This window comes from Leeuwenhoekiella polynyae (genome assembly GCF_004104075.1).
GTDB classification, from domain to species: Bacteria; Bacteroidota; Bacteroidia; order Flavobacteriales; family Flavobacteriaceae; genus Leeuwenhoekiella; species Leeuwenhoekiella polynyae.
Genome location: NZ_QOVK01000004.1, coordinates 58,316 through 77,894, shown reverse-complemented (window position 1 = coordinate 77,894; position 19,579 = coordinate 58,316). Strand labels below are relative to the sequence as shown.

The 19,579-nt window shown below is 40.6% G+C and carries 12 protein-coding genes; 5 read left to right on the top strand and 7 right to left on the bottom strand.

All coding sequences use genetic code 11. From position 1 onward, the window contains the following. The first annotated feature begins 4 nt into the window (after positions 1 to 4). Genes DSM02_RS06935 through DSM02_RS06915 form a run of 5 tightly spaced genes read left to right on the top strand, consistent with a single transcriptional unit; the run spans position 5 to position 4,490 of the window. Positions 5 to 883, top strand: a complete 879-nt coding sequence (locus DSM02_RS06935; protein ID WP_128764935.1) for a TolB family protein — start codon at positions 5 to 7, stop codon at positions 881 to 883. Continuing rightward, positions 883 to 1,686, top strand: a complete 804-nt coding sequence (locus DSM02_RS06930) for a DUF2971 domain-containing protein (protein ID WP_128764934.1) — start codon at positions 883 to 885, stop codon at positions 1,684 to 1,686. The genes DSM02_RS06935 and DSM02_RS06930 overlap by 1 nt, the downstream gene beginning before the upstream one ends. After that, positions 1,676 to 2,839, top strand: a complete 1,164-nt coding sequence (locus DSM02_RS06925; RefSeq protein WP_128764933.1) for an MFS transporter — start codon at positions 1,676 to 1,678, stop codon at positions 2,837 to 2,839. The genes DSM02_RS06930 and DSM02_RS06925 overlap by 11 nt, the downstream gene beginning before the upstream one ends. After that, positions 2,836 to 3,579 carry a sugar-binding protein gene (locus DSM02_RS06920; RefSeq protein WP_128764932.1) on the top strand — a complete coding sequence of 248 codons (744 nt, stop codon included), beginning with the start codon at positions 2,836 to 2,838 and terminating at the stop codon, positions 3,577 to 3,579. The genes DSM02_RS06925 and DSM02_RS06920 overlap by 4 nt, the downstream gene beginning before the upstream one ends. A gap of 5 nt (positions 3,580 to 3,584) precedes the next feature. Continuing rightward, positions 3,585 to 4,490: an aldo/keto reductase gene (locus tag DSM02_RS06915; protein WP_128764931.1), complete on the top strand. Its 906-nt coding sequence runs from the start codon at positions 3,585 to 3,587 to the stop codon at positions 4,488 to 4,490. Here the strand turns inward: DSM02_RS06915 and DSM02_RS06910 are convergent. The 7 genes from DSM02_RS06910 to DSM02_RS06880 all read right to left on the bottom strand — a co-directional run bounded on the left by DSM02_RS06910 (position 4,487) and on the right by DSM02_RS06880 (position 19,569). Continuing rightward, positions 4,487 to 7,222, bottom strand: coding sequence for a hypothetical protein (locus DSM02_RS06910; protein WP_164918254.1), 2,736 nt, complete (start codon positions 7,220 to 7,222; stop codon positions 4,487 to 4,489). The two genes, DSM02_RS06915 and DSM02_RS06910, sit on opposite strands and share 4 nt — an antisense overlap. 5 nt (positions 7,223 to 7,227) lie before the next feature. Further along, on the bottom strand, positions 7,228 to 10,356 hold the full coding sequence (locus DSM02_RS06905) for a glycoside hydrolase family 2 TIM barrel-domain containing protein (protein WP_128764929.1): 3,129 nt from the start codon (positions 10,354 to 10,356) through the stop codon (positions 7,228 to 7,230). A 528-nt stretch (positions 10,357 to 10,884) separates the two neighbouring features. Next, on the bottom strand, positions 10,885 to 12,924 hold the full coding sequence (locus DSM02_RS06900) for a DUF2264 domain-containing protein (protein WP_128764928.1): 2,040 nt from the start codon (positions 12,922 to 12,924) through the stop codon (positions 10,885 to 10,887). 17 nt (positions 12,925 to 12,941) lie between these two features. Further along, positions 12,942 to 14,129: a glycoside hydrolase family 88/105 protein gene (locus DSM02_RS06895; protein ID WP_128764927.1), complete on the bottom strand. Its 1,188-nt coding sequence runs from the start codon at positions 14,127 to 14,129 to the stop codon at positions 12,942 to 12,944. A gap of 30 nt (positions 14,130 to 14,159) precedes the next feature. Next, positions 14,160 to 15,374 (bottom strand): DUF2264 domain-containing protein, encoded by a 1,215-nt coding sequence (locus DSM02_RS06890; RefSeq protein WP_128764926.1) that lies wholly within the window; start codon positions 15,372 to 15,374, stop codon positions 14,160 to 14,162. Continuing rightward, the gene (locus tag DSM02_RS06885) at positions 15,371 to 16,276 is read right to left on the bottom strand and encodes a glycoside hydrolase family 16 protein (RefSeq protein ID WP_128764925.1); all 906 of its coding nucleotides are present in this window, start codon (positions 16,274 to 16,276) and stop codon (positions 15,371 to 15,373) included. The genes DSM02_RS06890 and DSM02_RS06885 overlap by 4 nt, the downstream gene beginning before the upstream one ends. After that, positions 16,276 to 19,569: a VCBS repeat-containing protein gene (locus DSM02_RS06880; protein WP_240673999.1), complete on the bottom strand. Its 3,294-nt coding sequence runs from the start codon at positions 19,567 to 19,569 to the stop codon at positions 16,276 to 16,278. Before DSM02_RS06880 ends, DSM02_RS06885 begins: the two co-directional genes overlap by 1 nt. Positions 19,570 to 19,579: the final 10 nt, after the last annotated feature.

Below are 19,579 nucleotides of genomic sequence, written 5' to 3'. Positions count from 1 at the left end.
TAGTATGCTAAAATCATCTTTTTTCGGACTCTTCGCTCTTTTGAGCTTTAGCCTTTGTGCACAAAACGCTCCCGACGTGTATCTTTTTGACATCAGTACCACGCCTACCACACTTAAAATTACCGAAGGTGCAAACATTTCATCCAATGCAGGTTACGACAGTCAGCCCTCATTTTACGATGATAACACGCTATTGTACAGTCGTACACAAGACAGTCTTACGGCTATTGGCATTTATGATCTCAGCACTAAAAAAACCGCGTTGCTCACCAATGAACCCAACAACGGATTTTTCTCACCCCAGCGCCTTCCCGAAACGGATCACGTTGTTGCCGTACGCCAGAATCCCGAAGGCAGACAGCGTATTGCTGAATATGACTTTAAAACCAAAGCCTTTCAGAGATTGCGGGACAGCAGTCAGGTGGGCTATTTCAAATTTTACGATAAAGATGCGTTTATAGCTTCCGTTTTGGTTCCTAATCAATTGGATTTAATGCTTTCAAGTCCGGCTATGGATACGCTGCAAAAAATAGTTTCCAAGTCCGGTCGCTCACTACACAAAGTACCCAACAGCGAGTCACTGAGTTATACTGTAGAGAACGATGACCAAAATATGGACTTATATATGCTCGATCTTTCCGGTGAAAGTCCAACCAGTTATTTTGTTTGTGAATTACCTATTGGCCGTCAGGATTATGCCTGGCTCGATGAAAACCGAATTTTGGTAGGAAGCGGTGACAGCTTATTTGTGTACGATCTTTTTGGAGAGCCGGCCTGGGTTTTTGCAGCTAGCCTTAATGCATACAACCTTACCAACACTACCCGTATTGCCGTAAGTCCAGATGGCAAGCATCTTGCTCTCGCAGCAGAACCTGTTGAATAATGATGTTTGATAGAGCTAAGTTTGATGCACATTTTTTTAAGGGAAATTTACTCTTTCATTATACAACTACTCAAGTTGCCCTTGAGCATATTCTTTTTGAGAACAGATTACGTATATCTCCAAGAAAAAATTCTAGAGATCCAATCGAAAATTCAAATCATCAGTATTCATTTGGAACTTGGGGAAGTGGTGAAAAGAAACCACTATCAATGGATGTTAGAAGAAATTCGGAAATCATATTATCTTCCCATATAAAAAAAGCCAAACAATTATCTTTTTGTAAAAATGGCGATTATGAAACTTATGCCAATTATTCATTACGCCCTCTCGATTATTTTGGATGTTTTAAACCTCGAATGTGGGAACAATATGGCGATAATTATAGTGGAGTTTGCCTAGTATTTGATAGAGAAAAATTGGAATTAAATAAATCACACATTTCAGGTAATATTAAATATGTTGGATATAATATTCTAGATTTAAATGAATACAACATAGATTTAGATCGAATAATTGAAATTGGAGAAGAAAAATTTATAGAGGAATCAAAGTCAAAGGTTACTAAAAATCTTTTTAATAAACATTTAGACTACTCTGGCGAAAATGAATTTAGAATTATGTCATTTTGTGATAATCAGTATGACTACATAAAAGAAATTAAAAAATCTTTATTCGGAATTTTAATTTCAAATTTAGCAACAGAATATGCACAACAAACACTAAAGAAAATCTGCGAAGATTTAAGTATTCCTTTAGTTTGTATTGATTGGTCTACTTCAGGAATCTACCTTTATGAAAGGTAAATGCCGAATCATCATCCTTATTGTTCTCGCTCAGTTTTTGGGAACATCGTTGTGGTTTGTGGGCAATATTGTGGTACCCCAATTGCCCATTTCGGCTTTGCAAAATCCGGATGCGGTAAGTGATGTGCTGGCCACCGTACAGTTTGGTTTTATCACAGGGACATTGGTTTTTGCCGTACTCGCCTTTGCTGATCGGTTTTCGCCCTCAAAAGTATTTTTGATCTGTGCTCTTTTGGGTGCAATCACAAATCTTACGCTGCTTTTGCCGGGAGTGCAATACCAGGCTATTTTAAGTTCGCGGTTTAGTACCGGTTTTTTCCTTGCCGGAATTTATCCGGTGGGGATGAAAATCGCTTCTGATTATTTTGAAAAGGGACTCGGGAAGGTTCTGGGATATCTGGTAGGAGCCTTAGTTTTGGGCACTGCTTTACCCCACTTCCTCAACAGTTTTGGCATTGCTATTGATTACAAAAGCATCACTATAATTACGAGTGCATTAGCAGCTTTAGGCGGGATCTTAATCGGTTTTGGTGTACCTAATGGTCCGTTTCGCAAACAACAACAAAAATTAAAGATATCTGGTATTCTGGCTCTTTTTAAGGTGAAGGCTTTTCGTTTAGCAGCTTTTGGATATTGGGGACATATGTGGGAATTATATGCATTTTGGGGCTTTCTTCCACTATTTATTAAATTCTATGCGATAGAAAACGAACAGGTTTTGAATATTCCTCTTTGGGCTTTTATCACGATTGGTATGGGAACATTATCGTGTGCAATAGGTGGTCATTTGAGCAAAAGATTCAGCAGTACAAAAGTGGCGCGTTTCAGTTTACTGGCTTCCGGGATTTGCTGTGTACTTTCTCCATTTAGCCTGCAATTTCCACCGGTTTTATTCATTGCATTTATGCTTTTCTGGGGAGCAGTTGTAGTTGCGGACAGTCCGCAGTTTTCGACACTCGTTGCTACACACGCGATCCCAGAGTACCGCGGCACGGCTCTTACTTTAGTAAACTGCATAGGTTTTGCGATCACAATTTTGAGTATTCAGCTTTTGGGGCATTTTGCACTGGCAAACGATTTGAAGTATCTCTTTTTGGTTTTGGCGGCAGGGCCTATATTTGGCGTCCTCAGTCTGGGAAGAACCAATTTATGAAGTATCTAATCCTTTTTCTTTTAAGCCTTATATTCTTCGCTTGCAAGAGCGATAATACACCTCCTCCCCTTTTTGTAAAAAATGCGGCTGTTTATCAACCGGTTAACAAAGCCGTTATTGCTCCAAAAATTGATGGAAATCCCAATGATCCTGCGTGGAAGAAAATCAACTGGCTACCTCTGAATCAGCTTTGGCAGGGAGAAAAACAAACTGAGAATATACGCTACAAACTTACCTGGACACCCGATGCACTCTACGTTTTGATTAAATTTGACACCTATATCCCCGTCATAAACTCCGGTACTAATCCGTTAGAAAATTTTAAGGAGCAGGATCGTTTACTGGTGTATCTGGACGAAAACAACAGCGGCGGAAATTACGCAACCGATCACAGTGCATTTGCCTATCAGGTGTTACTAAATGGTTTTGTAATTGATTATGAAGATGAAGAAAAGCCTGCTACGTTTGACCACATCAGTAATCGTATGATGCGGAACGGAAAAAGCACCATCTGGGAACTGAAGATTAGCGTGTTTGATGAAACTTATTGCGATGATCAACCCAACGAAGCTGTCAGACTTACCACGGATAAAAAACTGGGATTTGCTTTAGCTTTTCTTAAAGTCAATGCTGGAGAAGAACCTGATACAATACTCGGTTCTTTAGAAATCCCGAAAGATTACGAAGGGCGCATCGATATGGATTCAGGCCTTTTTGGTACCTTACAATTAGAAGAATAACTACTATGAAAAATACATTAGCACTTAACGATAATCTCAGCCTTTCCCGCATCATTCATGGATACTGGCGACTGCGCGACTGGAACCTCAGCGATCCCGAACTTCTTAAGTTGATCGAACAGGTTTTAGAACTGGGAATCACTTCTTTTGACCACGCCGATATATACGGAAACTATACCTGTGAAGAATTCTTTGGCCGTGCCTTAGCGTTGAAACCTGAATTGCGCGAGCAAATGCAACTCATCAGTAAATGCGGCATTCGACTGTCAACTGATTTTAACCCGGAACTGGAGGTGAAAATTTACGAGTACAGCTCCGAATACATCATCAAACAGGCAGAAGCTTCGCTGAAGAATCTGGGGACAGACCGTCTGGACTTATTGCTACTGCATCGCCCGGCGCCGTTTTTTGATCCGGAAGAGGTTGCCAAAGCGTTTGATCACTTAAAGCAAAGCGGAAAAGTGTTCAACTTTGGGGTGTCAAATTTTACACCGATGCAGTTTGACAGCCTTCAGTCGTATCTGGATATGCCTTTGGCTACCAATCAGGTTGAACTTTCTATTGCCTGTCTTGAGCATTGGGAAAATGAGAATATTGAATTTTTCCAAAAACATAAAATCAAACCTATGGCCTGGTCACCTTTGGCCGGAGGAAAAATCTTTAAGCCCGAAAGTCAACGGGAGCACCGCCTGCATTCGGTACTGAAAGAAGTCGCAGCTGAACTAGGGATTGAAGCTATTGATCAGGTGATGTACGCGTGGTTACTAAAGCATCCGGTAGGCATTCTGCCAATCGTAGGCTCCAAACACATCGATCGCATCAAAAGTGCTGTAGATGCGCTTGAAATTGATTTAAGCCTGCAACAATGGTATAAAATCTGGATTGCTTCAAAAGGGGAAGATTTGCCTTAATCTTCAACCTTATAGTCGAGCGACTTATAACCCAATTTACCATCCCGGGAAATAACTTCTACAAGGATCGTTTTAGTTCCCGGGGTTTCATTATTGGGAAATTTAACCGTAGCCGAAGCCTCACTTTTTAGCTTAATGTCGGGGTTCCAATATAAGGTAACCTCATTGTCAGCAGACCCCAAAGTTGTATCTTCCGAATCATATTTAGGAATATAAAATTCTTTAGTGCGCGCAAACAGCGGGATGCTGGTTTTCAAAATACCCTTTGATTTTGTGGCAGTATAAAAACCGTTACCTGCATAGGTGTAAATCGCCAGAATACTTCCCTGAACGGGCGTCGACCTCATATCCTGAAACGGATACACCCGACGATACAGCGGCATAAAATTTTGAGTAGTACCGTCTAAAATTTCAACGCTTTTGACTTCACTGGGTGGCAAATTGGGTAAAAACTGATAGGCATCAGCCAAAACCGGAATCCCATCAACCAGGACTATAGTTTCCATGCCACCGGTTACCATCGCCTTTTGATAGCGCACTCCGATACTGTCCTGATACATTTGAAAACTGATTTTATCACCAAAGGCCTGTCGAAGCACGCCATACAACCCGTTGCTGTACTCATTCGCTTTAGTTTCAATTTCCCGACCGTCAATGACCACGTCGGGCTTGCCGTAGGTGTCCATCACTTTTTGGCGTTGCGGAGTAAGTTCATAATTACTGATGAGCACCTCATCTAACTCGTTTATATTAGGATCGTATTCAAAAAAAGAATCAGCCCCATCATTCTTCCTAATCGTTTTTAATACCTGAGATAACGAATCCTGATCCTTAAAGTACGCCCGGGTACGGTCGTATGTGATTTTTGGTTTTGTAGGTTCATCAAGACTCAGCGTATAATTCCGATTTTTTCCAGCTTCATTTTTAGTTTGCAACACCGCACGAACCCGCCTGCCTTCCAGAGGAGGCAATAGAAAATTAAAGCGTCCCAGACTATCGGTTTTCTGATTGTAAAAACGTTGTTCCTCACCAAACACCATAAGACTAACGTCTACGTCTTCCTTGGCTTTATCTTTATCAAAAAGCGCCGCAATCTCTCCCTGAACGCCCAATCCAAATTCCGGTAAAAAGTCCATTGCTTTTGTATCTGGTGGGGTGTTAAAGGTATAACCCCGCCAACCCTGAGTTAGAAGCAGGTTGTCGAGTTCGTTGGGTTTTACAAGCTGCGTACCTTCAAAATAAAAAGACGGATTTTCGATCCTTCCACGCAATTCGGAAGTAAGCATAAAATAGGTCCAGATGTTTTGCTCCTCTTTCAAATCTTTCGGAATTACCAGTACTGAAGCGCTGGCAGACCAACTCGTATCGGCCGAGACTCCTGCTGTGGAAAGCTTCAGGCTTACTTCTTCATCTGATTTGTAAAGATCTCTGGCCAAGTCCAGATTGAGATCAAAGGCCTCGGTTTCTAAATGGTTGAAGTACAAACGCTCGGCTACCGGATTTCTATTTTGGTCTTTAAGCGTAAACACCAGAATTCCTGCAGGTAAAGATTCGTTTGAAAACACGAAGTCTTGCTTTCCTCCTTCAAGTTTTCGACCTACTTCACCGAGAGCCATACCTCTGCTACTCACTTCCACATAAACCGAATCATTCACCAATTGGCTTGAATTAACTTGCAAGGCAATAATCTTACCTACGCGGTTTACCGAAAGTTTACTGCCTTTTTTAATCACTTCAGGAAATGAATAGGTAAGCTTGATGTTATCTTTTGGCGCTGTCAACTCAACTTTATATCTTGTTGATGCATTAGGGAACATATAAACCCGTCCCATTCCCAGCTTATTGCTTTTAAAGGCAGTTACGGGATTGTTTTGTGAATCGTAAATCGTTCCCTCGACCGCGACGCCTTTTCCAGTCTCATCAATCGCTTTAAAGCCCAAAAGATTATTCATCCCTACGACTAAGCTTCCGCCTTCGGGCAAAAACTGAATGTCTATCGCCGGCCTGGAAAGGGGTATGCTTTCGCTCCATTGTTTACCAGATTCAGTAGTCAATTTAAAATGCACCCAACTCGTCTCTTCTGGAAAATCTTCTTCCAATAGAAAATAATCTGAAGCATTTTTACGAATCACCCGTTTTTTTACCTGATCATTATAAGCCAGTTCGAGCTCAAATTTTGAACCCACAGTAGGGTCAATAAGCTTTGGGTTGAATACAAAACGTAGAGCATCCTGCCCTTCAACTTCCAGTTTACGTACGACATCTTCCGCTATCCGGTCTTCGGCAATCGTGAGATACGTAGAAAATAAAAAATCAGAATCAAAATTTTGATCCCATTGGGTATATGCCCGCAATTGATAGGTGCCGGGAGCGTAAAAATCTTCAATACTGAAAAAATTGTTGCCAATGCCGTTATCGAGTTTGACCAATTTTTCACCCACAATCGTCTCAAAGGGATCAATCAATTCAACCCGCAATACCCCACTTAAAGTAGATGGCACATTATCTTTAGCCTGAGCGACAACTCCTTTAAACCAGATTGTCTCGCCCTTCGTATAGGCTTTACGATCAGCTTGAATGTATATCTTTTCGGCCATGGCCTCGTGAGCAATTAGATTTTGCTGCGCGAAGGCCTGAGCGGCCACGAAGAATAGGATAAAAGCACAAAGGCCCGTTTTAATTTTAAAAAATAAATGGTGTAGGGGACACTTCGGTACTTTTACATGTTGCATTTGTTTTAGTTTATGGGTTTTATCAGAAAACTGTAACTATAATTCTTAGGTTTCAATTGATACTGCTCGTGAGGCTTTGCTCCCCAACTGTTATCACCTCCAACTCCGGTTTGTTTGTAATCAATAGTTAAACTGATTAAATCTCTGGGCTTAATATCAATTGTGTGACGCTGTTGCTTTTCTTCACCCGGATCAAAGTCGGAGATGTAATTGTGATGTGCACTAAAGGAAACTGTGGGCAGCCCAATGATTGTAATGCCCGCTCCAGAATCGTTCGTAAGACTAATCCATCGGTTATCGGTGCGATACCCGTTTTCCTGAGGCCTGATGTATGGAAAATACAAATCGGCTACCGATGCTTCATAAACACCTACAAAAGCAGCTTCCTTACGGTCCTGATAATTTTCGTGCGGTCCACGGCCGTACCATTTTGCATGATCATAGGTTTTGGGCAGAATAAAATTCATACCAAAACGTGGGATCTCCGCCACTTTTTCTGAATCAGCGTAATTAAGGCTGTTGGTTACCTTGAGGCTTCCATCTGCGTAAATCAAAAAACGCGAGGATGCCTGCGCCTGTAAGGTATCTAACTGATAAACCGATTCTACCACCACAGAATCGCGGGTCTTTGATAGTAACTTAAACGAAATCAAACGTTGATTATGGGATGCATCCTTCCAGAGTTTGGCTCGCTTCGGGTAGTTATTGCCAAAATCATTATCGGTAGGCGCACGCCAAAAATTAAGACGGGCTTCTTCTTTTAGATAATTTTGGCCTTTAAAACTATACGATTTTAAACGCCCGCTTCGCAGGTCAAAACTCAGGCTTACCGCCCCTGTTTTCACCGTCAGGGAATCTTTATAATCGGTAACATCAAGCTTTTCTGTTGATCCGGTAAATGCATTATTGGGAAGAGGTACATTCTTGAGCAGGATTTGATCTCGTGCAACCACAAAGTCTTTGGGCAACAGTGGCGAAGCTGTTTTGGTACGTATTATAAAATTGATAAAATATTCATGCCCATCTTCAGGAAGCTGTAATTCGTTAATTTTAAATACAATGGAATCTTGTGGTGCTACCTCAAAAGACCCGAGGTTATTGGAAGAGATCGCAACCCCGTCTCGCAATAGGTCATAAGAAATGGTGTAAGCATCCAGATTAGTAAAGAAAAAACGGTTTTTCAGGGTAAATTCAAGGGCTTCGGTATCGCGTGCTTCGATTTTTACGTTTTGATATACCTGCTTAACCTCTGCAAGAGCAGGATGCGGCGTGCGGTCTGGATTTACAATTCCGTTTAAAACAAAATTGGCATCGTGGCGGTAACGGTCGGGGCCATAATCACCACCGTAAGTCCAATAATCGGTACCCGTACTATCCTGTTTTACAAAACCCTGATCGACCCAGTCCCAAATAAAACCGCCTTGCATTTGCGGTTGCTCATAGACAAAATCCCACAAATCCTGCAAATTCCCGGTGCTGTTGCCCATACTGTGCGCATACTCGCACCAGATAAAAGGCCGATCCGGATACTTCCCGATGTAGTTATTTTTGATGTAATCAAGGCTGGCATACATCCACGGAATGATGTCGGTATGGGGTTCCTGAAAGCTGGTACCGCGCTCTGCCCGCTCATACTGAACCGGGCGCGAGTTGTCTCGATTTTTGATCCAGTGATACCCGTCTATAAAAGCAGGGCCGTCACCGGCTTCATTACCCATAGACCAAATGATAATGGATGCATGGTTTTTATTCGTCTCTACCATCGCCTCCAGACGGTCATGGTGCATCGCAGCGAATTTAGGTTTATTTGCAGGCGTTTTATCTTCCTCGTAGCCAAAACCGTGGGTTTCCAAATTGGCCTCGTCAATCATATAAATGCCATATTCATCGCAGAGTTCGTACCATCTGGAATCGTTGGGATAATGCGAGTTACGTACCGCGTTGATGTTGTTTTCTTTAAAAAGCCGAATATCTTGCAACATCGATTCTTCACTAATCACGTGACCTGTATTTTGATCGTGTTCGTGACGGTTGACGCCCTTAAGCAGAATAGGTTTGCCATTTACCAGAAGTTTTCCACCCTTAATCTCGACCGATCTGAAACCGATTTTAAATGAGGTGCTCATCAAGGTATTCCAATCCTCAGCAAGGTTTAGCGTAGCGGTATATAAATTGGGATGTTCGGCGCTCCATGCCTTAACCTGTTTTATCAAATGCTGAAATTGAAACGTATCTTTTGCTGAAGCGGCTAAACGCACCTCCTGATCAACAGTATAAACTTCCTGAGTGCCATCATAGAGTTTTAGTTGCAGCTGAAGCTTTCTGGAGCTTAAAGATTCATTCACTAAACTTACCGAAGCACCAAGTATTCCTGCGGTGTAGGTTGAATCGAGACCGGCTTTAAAAAACACATCGGCTATATAAGCTTGGGGAGTCGCATACAGGTAAACATCACGCTCGATGCCGCTCAATCGCCAAAAATCCTGATCTTCCAGATAGGTACCATCACTCCAGCGGTACACCTCAACAGCAAGTTCATTTTCACCGGGTTTTACAAATGAGGTAATGTCAAACTCAGAAGGTGTTTTTGCATCTTCATTATAACCTACTTTCCTACCATTAACCCAAACATAAAACGCACTGTTTACAGCACCAAAGTGCAAGACAACGCGTTTGTCCTTCCAACTCTCAGGCAGGTTAAAGCTACGCTTATACGAACCTACCGGATTATAAAGCGTATCTACAAAGGGCGGATTAATCTTGTGCGTATAGCCCGCGCTTACATAAAGCGGAAAATCATAACCCTGCATTTGCCAGTCGCCCGGCACTTTAATATCATCCCAGCCCGAAACATCATAATCTGATTTATAAAAATCCTCAGGCCGAGTCTGCGGCGTTTCAGCTAAATTAAATTTCCAGGTTCCGTTGAGTAAAAGAAGATTTTTAGAATTGTAATAGTCATTTTCTAAAGCTTCATTTTCCGTATCAAAAACATAAAAAGTAGCCTGTGGTTTTAGTGTATTGACTTCAAAAACACTTAAATCCTGCCACTCGGGAGAATTTTGCTGGGCATTTATTAACTGAGCTACTAAGACGATTAGTATTACACTCAACTGGTTTTGCTTTCGTTTCATGGACTTTGATTTAAGAGAAAGGAGCATAATATACTATATCAAATAAAGAATGGTTTATACATAATTATTCTTTGTTTATTAAATACTAACCTGTTTAAACAAGCATTCAACAACATTTTAAAACTAAACACTTTACCTGTTGACCTACTTCATCAGTAAATATCCCCTCTTCCTTAACTATGCTATGAGTTTTTAGCCCGAACAATGTATTTGTTGGGCAGTTTTTATAAATCAAAAAGATAGAATTTATGATTTTTTTCCCTTTTGAGACCCATTTGTTATCTTACATAAGGATTGAAAATTAGACTTATATAACTATAATCGGATTTATTTATTAAATGCATATATCTATTTTAGAACGGGTCAAAAAGACAGCTAAATCGGGCCTCAAGTAGGGCAACTCCCAGGCATCCCCTAGGCAAAGCCTAGGATAGAGTATGAAGAGTGTATGAAAACGCCTTTTCAAAAGAGATAATTTAACACTTTATTAACAATCACTGATTCAAGCCGTAGAAATCGTTTTTACAATTAAAAGAGAATAATTTTCTGAGAACCATCTGCCAAAGTAACTTCAACACCGGTTGAAGTATTTTTTAAATTAACCGGCATCAATTCTGCTTCGGTAAAGGTTTCGCCAGATTTTTTCCATAGCATCAGCGTGGCGTAAATGTTGGTTGCAGCCTGCGGCAAAAAGCTTGCAGCAAGATTGATGGTTTTACTTTCTTCAGAAACCGGGTTTAGACCTTCAGCAGAAACAAACTCGGTTTTTCCCCAGCCCTGAAGCGGTACTAAAGCCAGTTGGTACTCTCCGTTATCAACGATATAGGCTTCGGTATCGCCTATTTTCTTTTTGGATTGCTTCAGCTCTTTTCCTTCCAATTTCGGTAAGGCGTAATGACCCAGACGCATTTGAACCGTCACCTGACTGGTCTGACGGTCAACGCGGAGTATTCCATTAGGCAATGGAATATCAGCCAACTGCATTGTCACTTTATCGTTGGTTTCCAATACCGCATCCCGGCGGTACACGCCATTTTCATAGCTTTTAAAGGTATACAAACGCCAGGGTTCCCATTCGTTTTTGGCATTTTTAAACACATAGTTCATGGAGATTTCGCCATCCTCCCCATCTGCCTGCCACGGAAAAGCTGAATTGTACGATAGTTTGTTATAATTCTCGCTACTGCGAAAGCCCTGCCAGTCGTCTGCTTTTTTCTCGTGGCACCAGGCGCGGATTTCGGCAGCGCCGATATCAGGATAATCGGTGATTAAAATATGGGATGCCGCCTGAAACTTATTGTACACCTTGCCTTTTTCAAAAGTGGTATCCCAGGGACCTAAATTTTCGGTTGCGGTCCAAAACGGATTATCATCAGGAACCAAAAGCCCCAAAAAGGCTTTCCCCATCCAGAATACACTTCCGCGGGCGCTGTACACCTGTACGGCAGGCTCAAAATGCCCGTAAAAACCTAAAGTCGGAATACGATCTAACAAAAAGTTTTTATTCTGTAAAAACTGAAGTAAGGTACCTGAAGAAATGCGGCGCAACCAACCAAAATTAATCGTGTCGTCCTGAAGGGTTCCGGTAAAGGGAAACGGACTGATCGACCCAATTCGGTAACTGATGCTTCGGCCCCACATAATCATCTCTCCATCTTCAGAAAACATATAGGGATAATGATACACCAAATCCTGAAAATTGGTTTTAAAAGCTTTGGCTATCTCCGGGTAATGCGTATCGCCGTAAACCGAAGCCCACATAGGCCCGTACACCTGAAACGCCCACATACTGTAATAATCGTAAGCCGGATTGTCATTATACCAGCCCTGACCCCGGTAATGATCCAGGGATTTTTGCAGGTACTCTTCCAATAAAGGTTTGTTTACTTCATAACCCTGCGCATCAAAGAAACTGAGTACAAAAATATTGAAGAACTTCCAGTTGGAAGGCACGGTAGGTCCGTCGCCATAACTCAACATCGAAGCAGCTAGAGCATCTTTATCTTCCTGACTCAACGGATCCCATAGCGTTTCAGGAGAAATAAACAGGGAAATCGCCAGCGCACCATATTCAACCAGATTTTGACTGGGGCCGCCATTACCACGAGGTTTTATAAAAGCTTCACTTTCAGGATCAGCCAATTTGGGCAATTGATGTTGATAATACTCGGCTACTTTAATCCCGTTTAAAGTAAGATCGGGTTCTTTTTTGAGGAGTGGTGCCGCAACAAATAAGGTACGCACGAGACCTTCCAGTTTTTCGGTAGGCACCCGACCGATGTCATGCGGGTAGCTTTTCCCTGGAAGTTTGGGAAACTTCATGGGGTCGTCCAGATCGTCGATATAACTAAAAGCACCAGCCAATAAATACCGTGCGGCATCTTCCCAGTGTTTTTTGGTCATACCGGTATACGGACTCGTTTTAAAATCGGGGTTCTCTACCTGAAATAAGGGCATTTCGCCATCCACTTGTTTTGCAGGTTTTATTTCCTGTGCTTCCATAGGAAACACAACAAGTACCATTACTAAAAGAAAAGCAACGTGATTTATCTTTTTAAACTGTATCATATTATCGTTTTTTATTCTTAATCTATAAAGCGATACATTTCTGAAGCTGCAAGTAAATAAGCCCCAACTCCAAAATCTGCAGTAGAGTTTTTATCAACGACCTGTCCGGGGATTGCCTTTTCTCCTATTGGCTGAACATAACCTACGCTACCATCCTCTTGTAAGGCAATCTCAGTAAGATACTCCCAGCTTTTTTTTACTACCGGTAAATAGGTTTCTTCGTCCAAAATACCTTTGTTTAATCCCCATAAATAGGCATAGGTGAAAAATGCGGTACCACTAGTTTCAGGTCCCGGTGCATGCTCCGGATCAAGAATACTTCGTGTCCAGTATCCTTCCGGCTGCTGAGCTTCTTTAAGAGTTGCTGCCATTTTCTTGAAACGATCAATATACTCATGCCTATGCGTAGCATCTGCCGGCAAATCTTGAATCACCTTAGCTAAACCTGCAAAAACCCAACCGTCACCACGTGCCCAGAAGTCCTTTTTCCCATTCAAACTCTTGTGTTTTGGGTATACATATTTTGCATCGCGGAAGTACAATCCCGTTTCTTCATCAAGCATTATACTGTCTGAATAAGTTAAATACTCATCGAGTTTTTCTAAATACAATTCATTTCCTGTTACCTTATATAATTTGGTCATCACCGGCATTACCATATACAAACCATCTGCCCACCACCAGTAATCATTTATATCTGTACTCATCTCATACTCCATCACCTCTAGTGCCCGAGCGATCTTATCAGGGTCTTTAGAATCTTCCAAAGTATACAGGTCTATATAGGTTTGAAAAGCGATTTGCCAATCTCCAAAAAGAACGTGATCATCTGTTTCTCCATAATTGTATTTCCAGGCCGATTTATCATCCGATTTGGCACCTTTCCATTCATTATGTTCTGCCCAGGCGGTAGAATAATCTAAGAACTCTTTGTTACCGGTAACTTTATAAGCTTCTATATTACCCGTATGATACGCTGCCGGATGCCAAAAAGCAGAACCTGGTTCAGGATGGGTATTTTGCCAGTGCTCATTCACAGAATTTATGATCTTTAATACAGAATCTTTACTTTCAGGTAATCCTGTCTCTACAGATTCTTGGTTTATAACCTGTGCTTTATCTTCAGTGCTATTTTTACAGCTTATGAGTAAGAGGGTGCTGAAACCTAGAGGTACAAAACTTTTTAGATGGTTTTTTAAATTCATTTCTTAGATATTGATTTTTTTGTGTCTTTATTAGTGGGCGTGATCAATTGAAATGGTTTCTCCACTCCATATTTTTTTCTGTGTCCAGGCGACATATGGGTCTGACCATAAAGCAGCATTCTCAGGGAGACCAAGAATCAGAAAAACTTCAGAACATAAATACAAGCTTCCTGTTGAGATATACCCTTCTCCAATATTATTTTGAGCTCCGTATAGGCCAACTTTTAACCAACCGTTTTCATCAAAAGTCCCTGGTGCTTGTATTTGCCTTTTGACCATAGTATACAAAGCTTCTCTTACTTGAGCTGGTTGTACACCTTCTGGAAGTTCTTTTCTAAGAGCTACGTGAGACAATAATTGAAACGCACCAAAGCGATATGCTAAAGACCTGCCGATAGGTGGATACGTACCTTCTGGACCTATAAGTCGTTCTTGAATTCCTGCATAACGTGTTGCCCGGTCTTTAACAAGCTTAAAGTCCCGGTCTTTACCTTTACCAGTTTCCTGAAGTGTCTGATGAATATCTAAAAGGAAAGGCTGTATCACAAAACTGTTATAATAATCCCAATGAAAATCTGGGCCATCACCGTACATCCCGTCTCCTAAATACCACTCTTTGTGTTTATTTAAGCCATAATCTATACGCAGCATATCTCCACTTTTGTCAAATTTTTCTAAAGCTGCTTCTACCATCCCAGAAAATAAAAGCCAATTGCTGTAATACGGTGTGATAACTCGTGTAGACTTCAAAGCTTTGATAGTGCTTTGCTGAGTCTCTTCATCTAACTTATCCCAAACCTGAGTAGGAGACCGTAATAATCCTTGTGCTAAAAAAGCTGCGTCCACTAGAGGCTGCGCATCTTTATTAAAATTCATAAAGTCATCAGCATCAGGATCAGTTGCATTTTCTAAGCATTGAATCACAAGGTCAATGTATTTTTTACGCAGTTTACCTTCTTTTGTGTCATCTGCCCCCAACTCTAACCATGGTGCCATACCTGAATATAAACGCCCAAAAGCCTCAAGATAGGTAACGTGTGTGCGGTCATCCCATGCGCCCGGGGAACGTTCTACAGGCATATTAACCTTAAGTTTATCTTTTGCTAAATTCTTTAAAACAGGATCTGCTATTTTTAGCATAGTCTCAACCATGTACTCCCGCTCTCCTTGTTGAGCTTGACTTTTGAAACTACCTAAAACCAACGCAAGACAACAAAAGATCAAAACTTCTTTAACTGTTCTCATTTATTAACTCCATTTAATATTTGACCGTGTTTCTGAAAAATTCTCACATAATCTACTAGGTATTCTTTGGGAAATTGAGTTTGAGAAGGATCGCCCCCATTGGAACCTATCGCCAGATTGAGTAACATATAATGCGGTTGGTGAAAGCCGTTAGAGCCATCCGGATTTTTAGTTTTGGCTAAATCAATTTCATTTAAGAGTTCGTCATCAAGGTATAATTTGATGAAATCAGGCGTCCATTCCATTTTCCAATTGTGGAATTTTTCTGGCCATTGCGGGTCTTTCTTTAAAAACTCAATAAACGGAATTTTGGCACTGTCCCAGGAAACGTTTTTCCAGTTTGCACCCCAGGCGGCATTTGCCAGGATATGTGGCTTTCCATCAATCTGATAGTACTCCATCATATCGATCTCGCCATTTGATGGCCAGCCTTTTTCAATGCCTAACGTCCAGATCGCGGGCCACATTCCACTTGCGGTATCAATTTTAGCACGAACTTCGACAATACCATATTGAAATTGGAATTTCCCCCTTGTATTGATGCTTGACGAGGTATACTGAGCTGCTTTTCGACTTCTTTTCCAATCGCCACTACCTGCATTATAATCTGGGTTTACGAGCTCTTCGCGTTTACCGGTAATTATCAGGTTGCCGTTAATTAGGGTCGCGTTTGCTTCCTGATACCATTGCAACTCGTTGTTGCGTACAAAACCGTGCTCGTACGACCAGGAATCAGGATCAGGCTTCTCTCCTGAATTGAATTCGTCGTGCCAGATCAATTCATAACCCTGAGGTATTGGGATTTTAGCTTCCTTATTTTCCTTCGGTTTAATACCACACGAACTGAGCGCTATTGAAACAAAAAAACAAGTAATCAGATATGTTGTAGATCTCTCAAGCATTATTGTGAATTTTTAATTTTATGCATAGTTGCAAAATCATCATTACGCGTTACCAGTAAGCGCTTTTCACCCGAATTAAAATTCATCACAGCGAGGTATCTCACATCACCATCTAACCAGGTTTTATTCGTGAAACCTTCAGTTAAAATCTTTCCTGAATCGTAGGTGAAGATTGTACCGAAAGATGCATCAAGACGCCCAATATTTACCCGAAACGGAAAAAGATTACCAGCGGCTAATATTTCATTTTGACCATCAGCATCAAAATCAGCTATTACAAAATCTTGTATTGCAGAAACCTGAAGTTCTTCCGGCATAACGTTCAATTTAAACTTACCATCACCTGTATTCTCTAAATAAGAGGATTTGAGTTCATTGATTTGATACGTAAAACGCGGTTTGATTGCTGCAGTTTTAAGCAAATCATCTGTAGAAGTAGCAGCATAACTTTCGTAAGTTTTATAGTGTTTTTTCAAACGCGGAACTTGCCCTAATAGTTCGTCTCTACCAGGAACGGGGTAACTTACTCCATTGATGTAATGCGTCAATATAGGGTCTATACGACCGTTATTATCTATATCCTGAATGTAGTAACGCATAGGTTCTGTAGGCGAAGCCGTAAAAGGTATATTTGCTCCTAAATTTCCCAATAAAAAATCGGTATCCCCATCATTATCAATGTCATGAGGTTTAATGGTCAACCACCAGCCATTTGAATCGGCTAAACCATAAGCTTGCGTTTGATTCGTAAGTATTCCGTTTGTGTTTATAAAAATTGTGATAGGCATCCACTCACCAACAAGTACTAGATCTGGCCAGGAATCAGCATTAATATCTTCCCATACAGCGTCAGTAACCATTCCTACTTTTTCAAGATCAAAATTTCTTAATGCTAAAAATTTTGCATTACCATCATTAAGCAAAATCGTGCTTCGAGGAATAAGGGGATAACTATTTCCGTTCAAGCGACCACCCACAAAAATATCAAGGTCCCCGTCTTTATCAAAATCTGAAGCTGTAACAACACCTCCACTGAACTTCATATCCGGGAGGCTATTTTCCGCTTTGCGAAAAGATCCCTTTCCGTCATTGATATATAAACGGTCTTGATAATAGGCATCACCATTAACCTTCTCATTTCCGCCGCTTACGATGTATAAATCCAAATCCTGGTCTCCATCTGCATCAAAAAACAAAGAGGCAGTATCTTCCTGCGAACTATCTAAAACACTTGTCCAAGGCTGATTTATATTGTTTTCTTCTAAAGTTCCGGTGTCTGTTCCTAAATATAAAATACCGGTTTGCCCTCGTGCTCCTTCCAGGTAAACGTCATCATTACCGTCTGCATTTACATCTGCAACACTTGCCTTACCTCCCATTCTTGAAAGTTGATAGGGAATTAAACTTTCGGTATTAAAATCGACATAATTATTCTCAGTATGCTTAAAATTTAGCTGAGAATCTTGTGTAATATCAGTAAGTAATTGGTCTTGCGGAATGAGTTTAAATATTAAAGAGTTCTTGGCATTTTTTTCTGAAAGAGTTAGCGTTTGGTTAACATCAAGATTATCTAATTCTGTAACCGTCTTTGAAGGCCAAATGACTTGTAAGTTTTTAATACGCTCAGCTTCCCCTAAACCAATAGTCATAATGGGCTCTACTGAAGATTGATATCCTCTACCGTAATACGCTTCCTGAAAAATAGAAGTCCCATTCTCTAAATTGACATAAACCTTAGCCCCAAGTGCGAGCGTATTTTTAGTAGTTCCCTCAAGCTTGATTTTTATGAAATTATTCTTTTGGTTTTGAGCAGTATTTTCATAAAGAAGAACCGGCTGATTTAGATTATTTATAATAAGATCCAAATCTCCGTCATTATCAAAATCTGCATAAGCGGCTGCATTAGAAACCGTTTTTTGAGAAAGACCCCATTCTTTTGTGACATCTTTAAATTTTAGACTTCCGGTATTTTGATAAGCATAATTAGCTATCTTGGTTGCAGGCATCTCACTTATGAGCTTCGGTAAATCTACTGCTTGTTGATTATCCTGTGCTTTTTGAACTTCATTATTAACCGTATAATTTAAAAAATCGAGATTGCTGAAATCTCTTAAAAAGCCATTGGTTATGAATAAATCTTTACGACCGTCGTTGTCATAATCTGCCAGTAAAGGTGCCCAACTCCAGTCTGTATTTGAAACACCAAATAGTTGCCCAACCTCGCTAAACCGTAAAATAGAATCTTTAGGAGAAAGTCCTCTGTTCAATTGTAACGTGTTGCGCATATACTGATAATGGTAGCCACTATCTATTAGACGCTGATATCTATTGTATTGATCTGGACCTTTTAGCGCTTTTTGCCTATAATTATCTTCTGGCCACATATCAGCCACAAAAATATCTTGCAATCCGTCGTTGTTGATATCTGCAATATCAGAACCCATTCCAAAATTAGACAAGTGACCAAACACAGTTTTCGTTATTTCCTTAAAAGTTCCATCACCGTTATTTAAATATAAAAAATCTTGCTCCTCATAATCATTGGTCACATAAACATCAGGATAGCCATCTTGATTGAGATCACTTATTGCAGCACTTAACCCAAAATTTACACCTGAACCTATAATCCCGGCTTCTTCAGAAACTTCTTCAAAAAAATTATTGTTATTTTTAAATAATTTATTGCCGTAATAGGGATGGCGTTTTTTTCTAAGAACACCGACATTGAATAAGGTATTGTAAAATTTATTGGCGTGATTAAGGAGAAACATATCCAAATCACCATCTAGATCATAATCTAAAAAATAAGCCTGCGTACTGAAAGTCCCAATACCCGATAGTCCATATTCCTGAGCCTTTTCTTCAAAAACCGGAATACCTTCAGGCGAATTCCCTGTGTTGATGAATAATTGATTTGAACGACCCTTATAATCTTTACGTACAGGGGTCGTAGCAGATTCTCCGGGAGCATTTCCCGAATAGGATAAATAAATATCTAATAGTCCGTCGCCATTAACATCTACTATACTTACACCCGTTTTCCAACACTTTTTTTCCTGAATTCCAGATTTTTGGGTGATATCTTGAAACTTAAAATCACCTTTATTAAGAAACAGTTTATTTTCAACTTGGTTTCCTGAGAGATACACATCAGCTAAGCCGTCACCATTTAAATCACCTACACCTACTCCTGCTCCATTGTAAAAGTATTCATAAGTCAAAACGTTATAGTCTGGAGTTTCTACTAGGGTATTTTCAAAATCTACCCCTGTATCTGCTATTGATCTCTCCAAAAATAAAGGC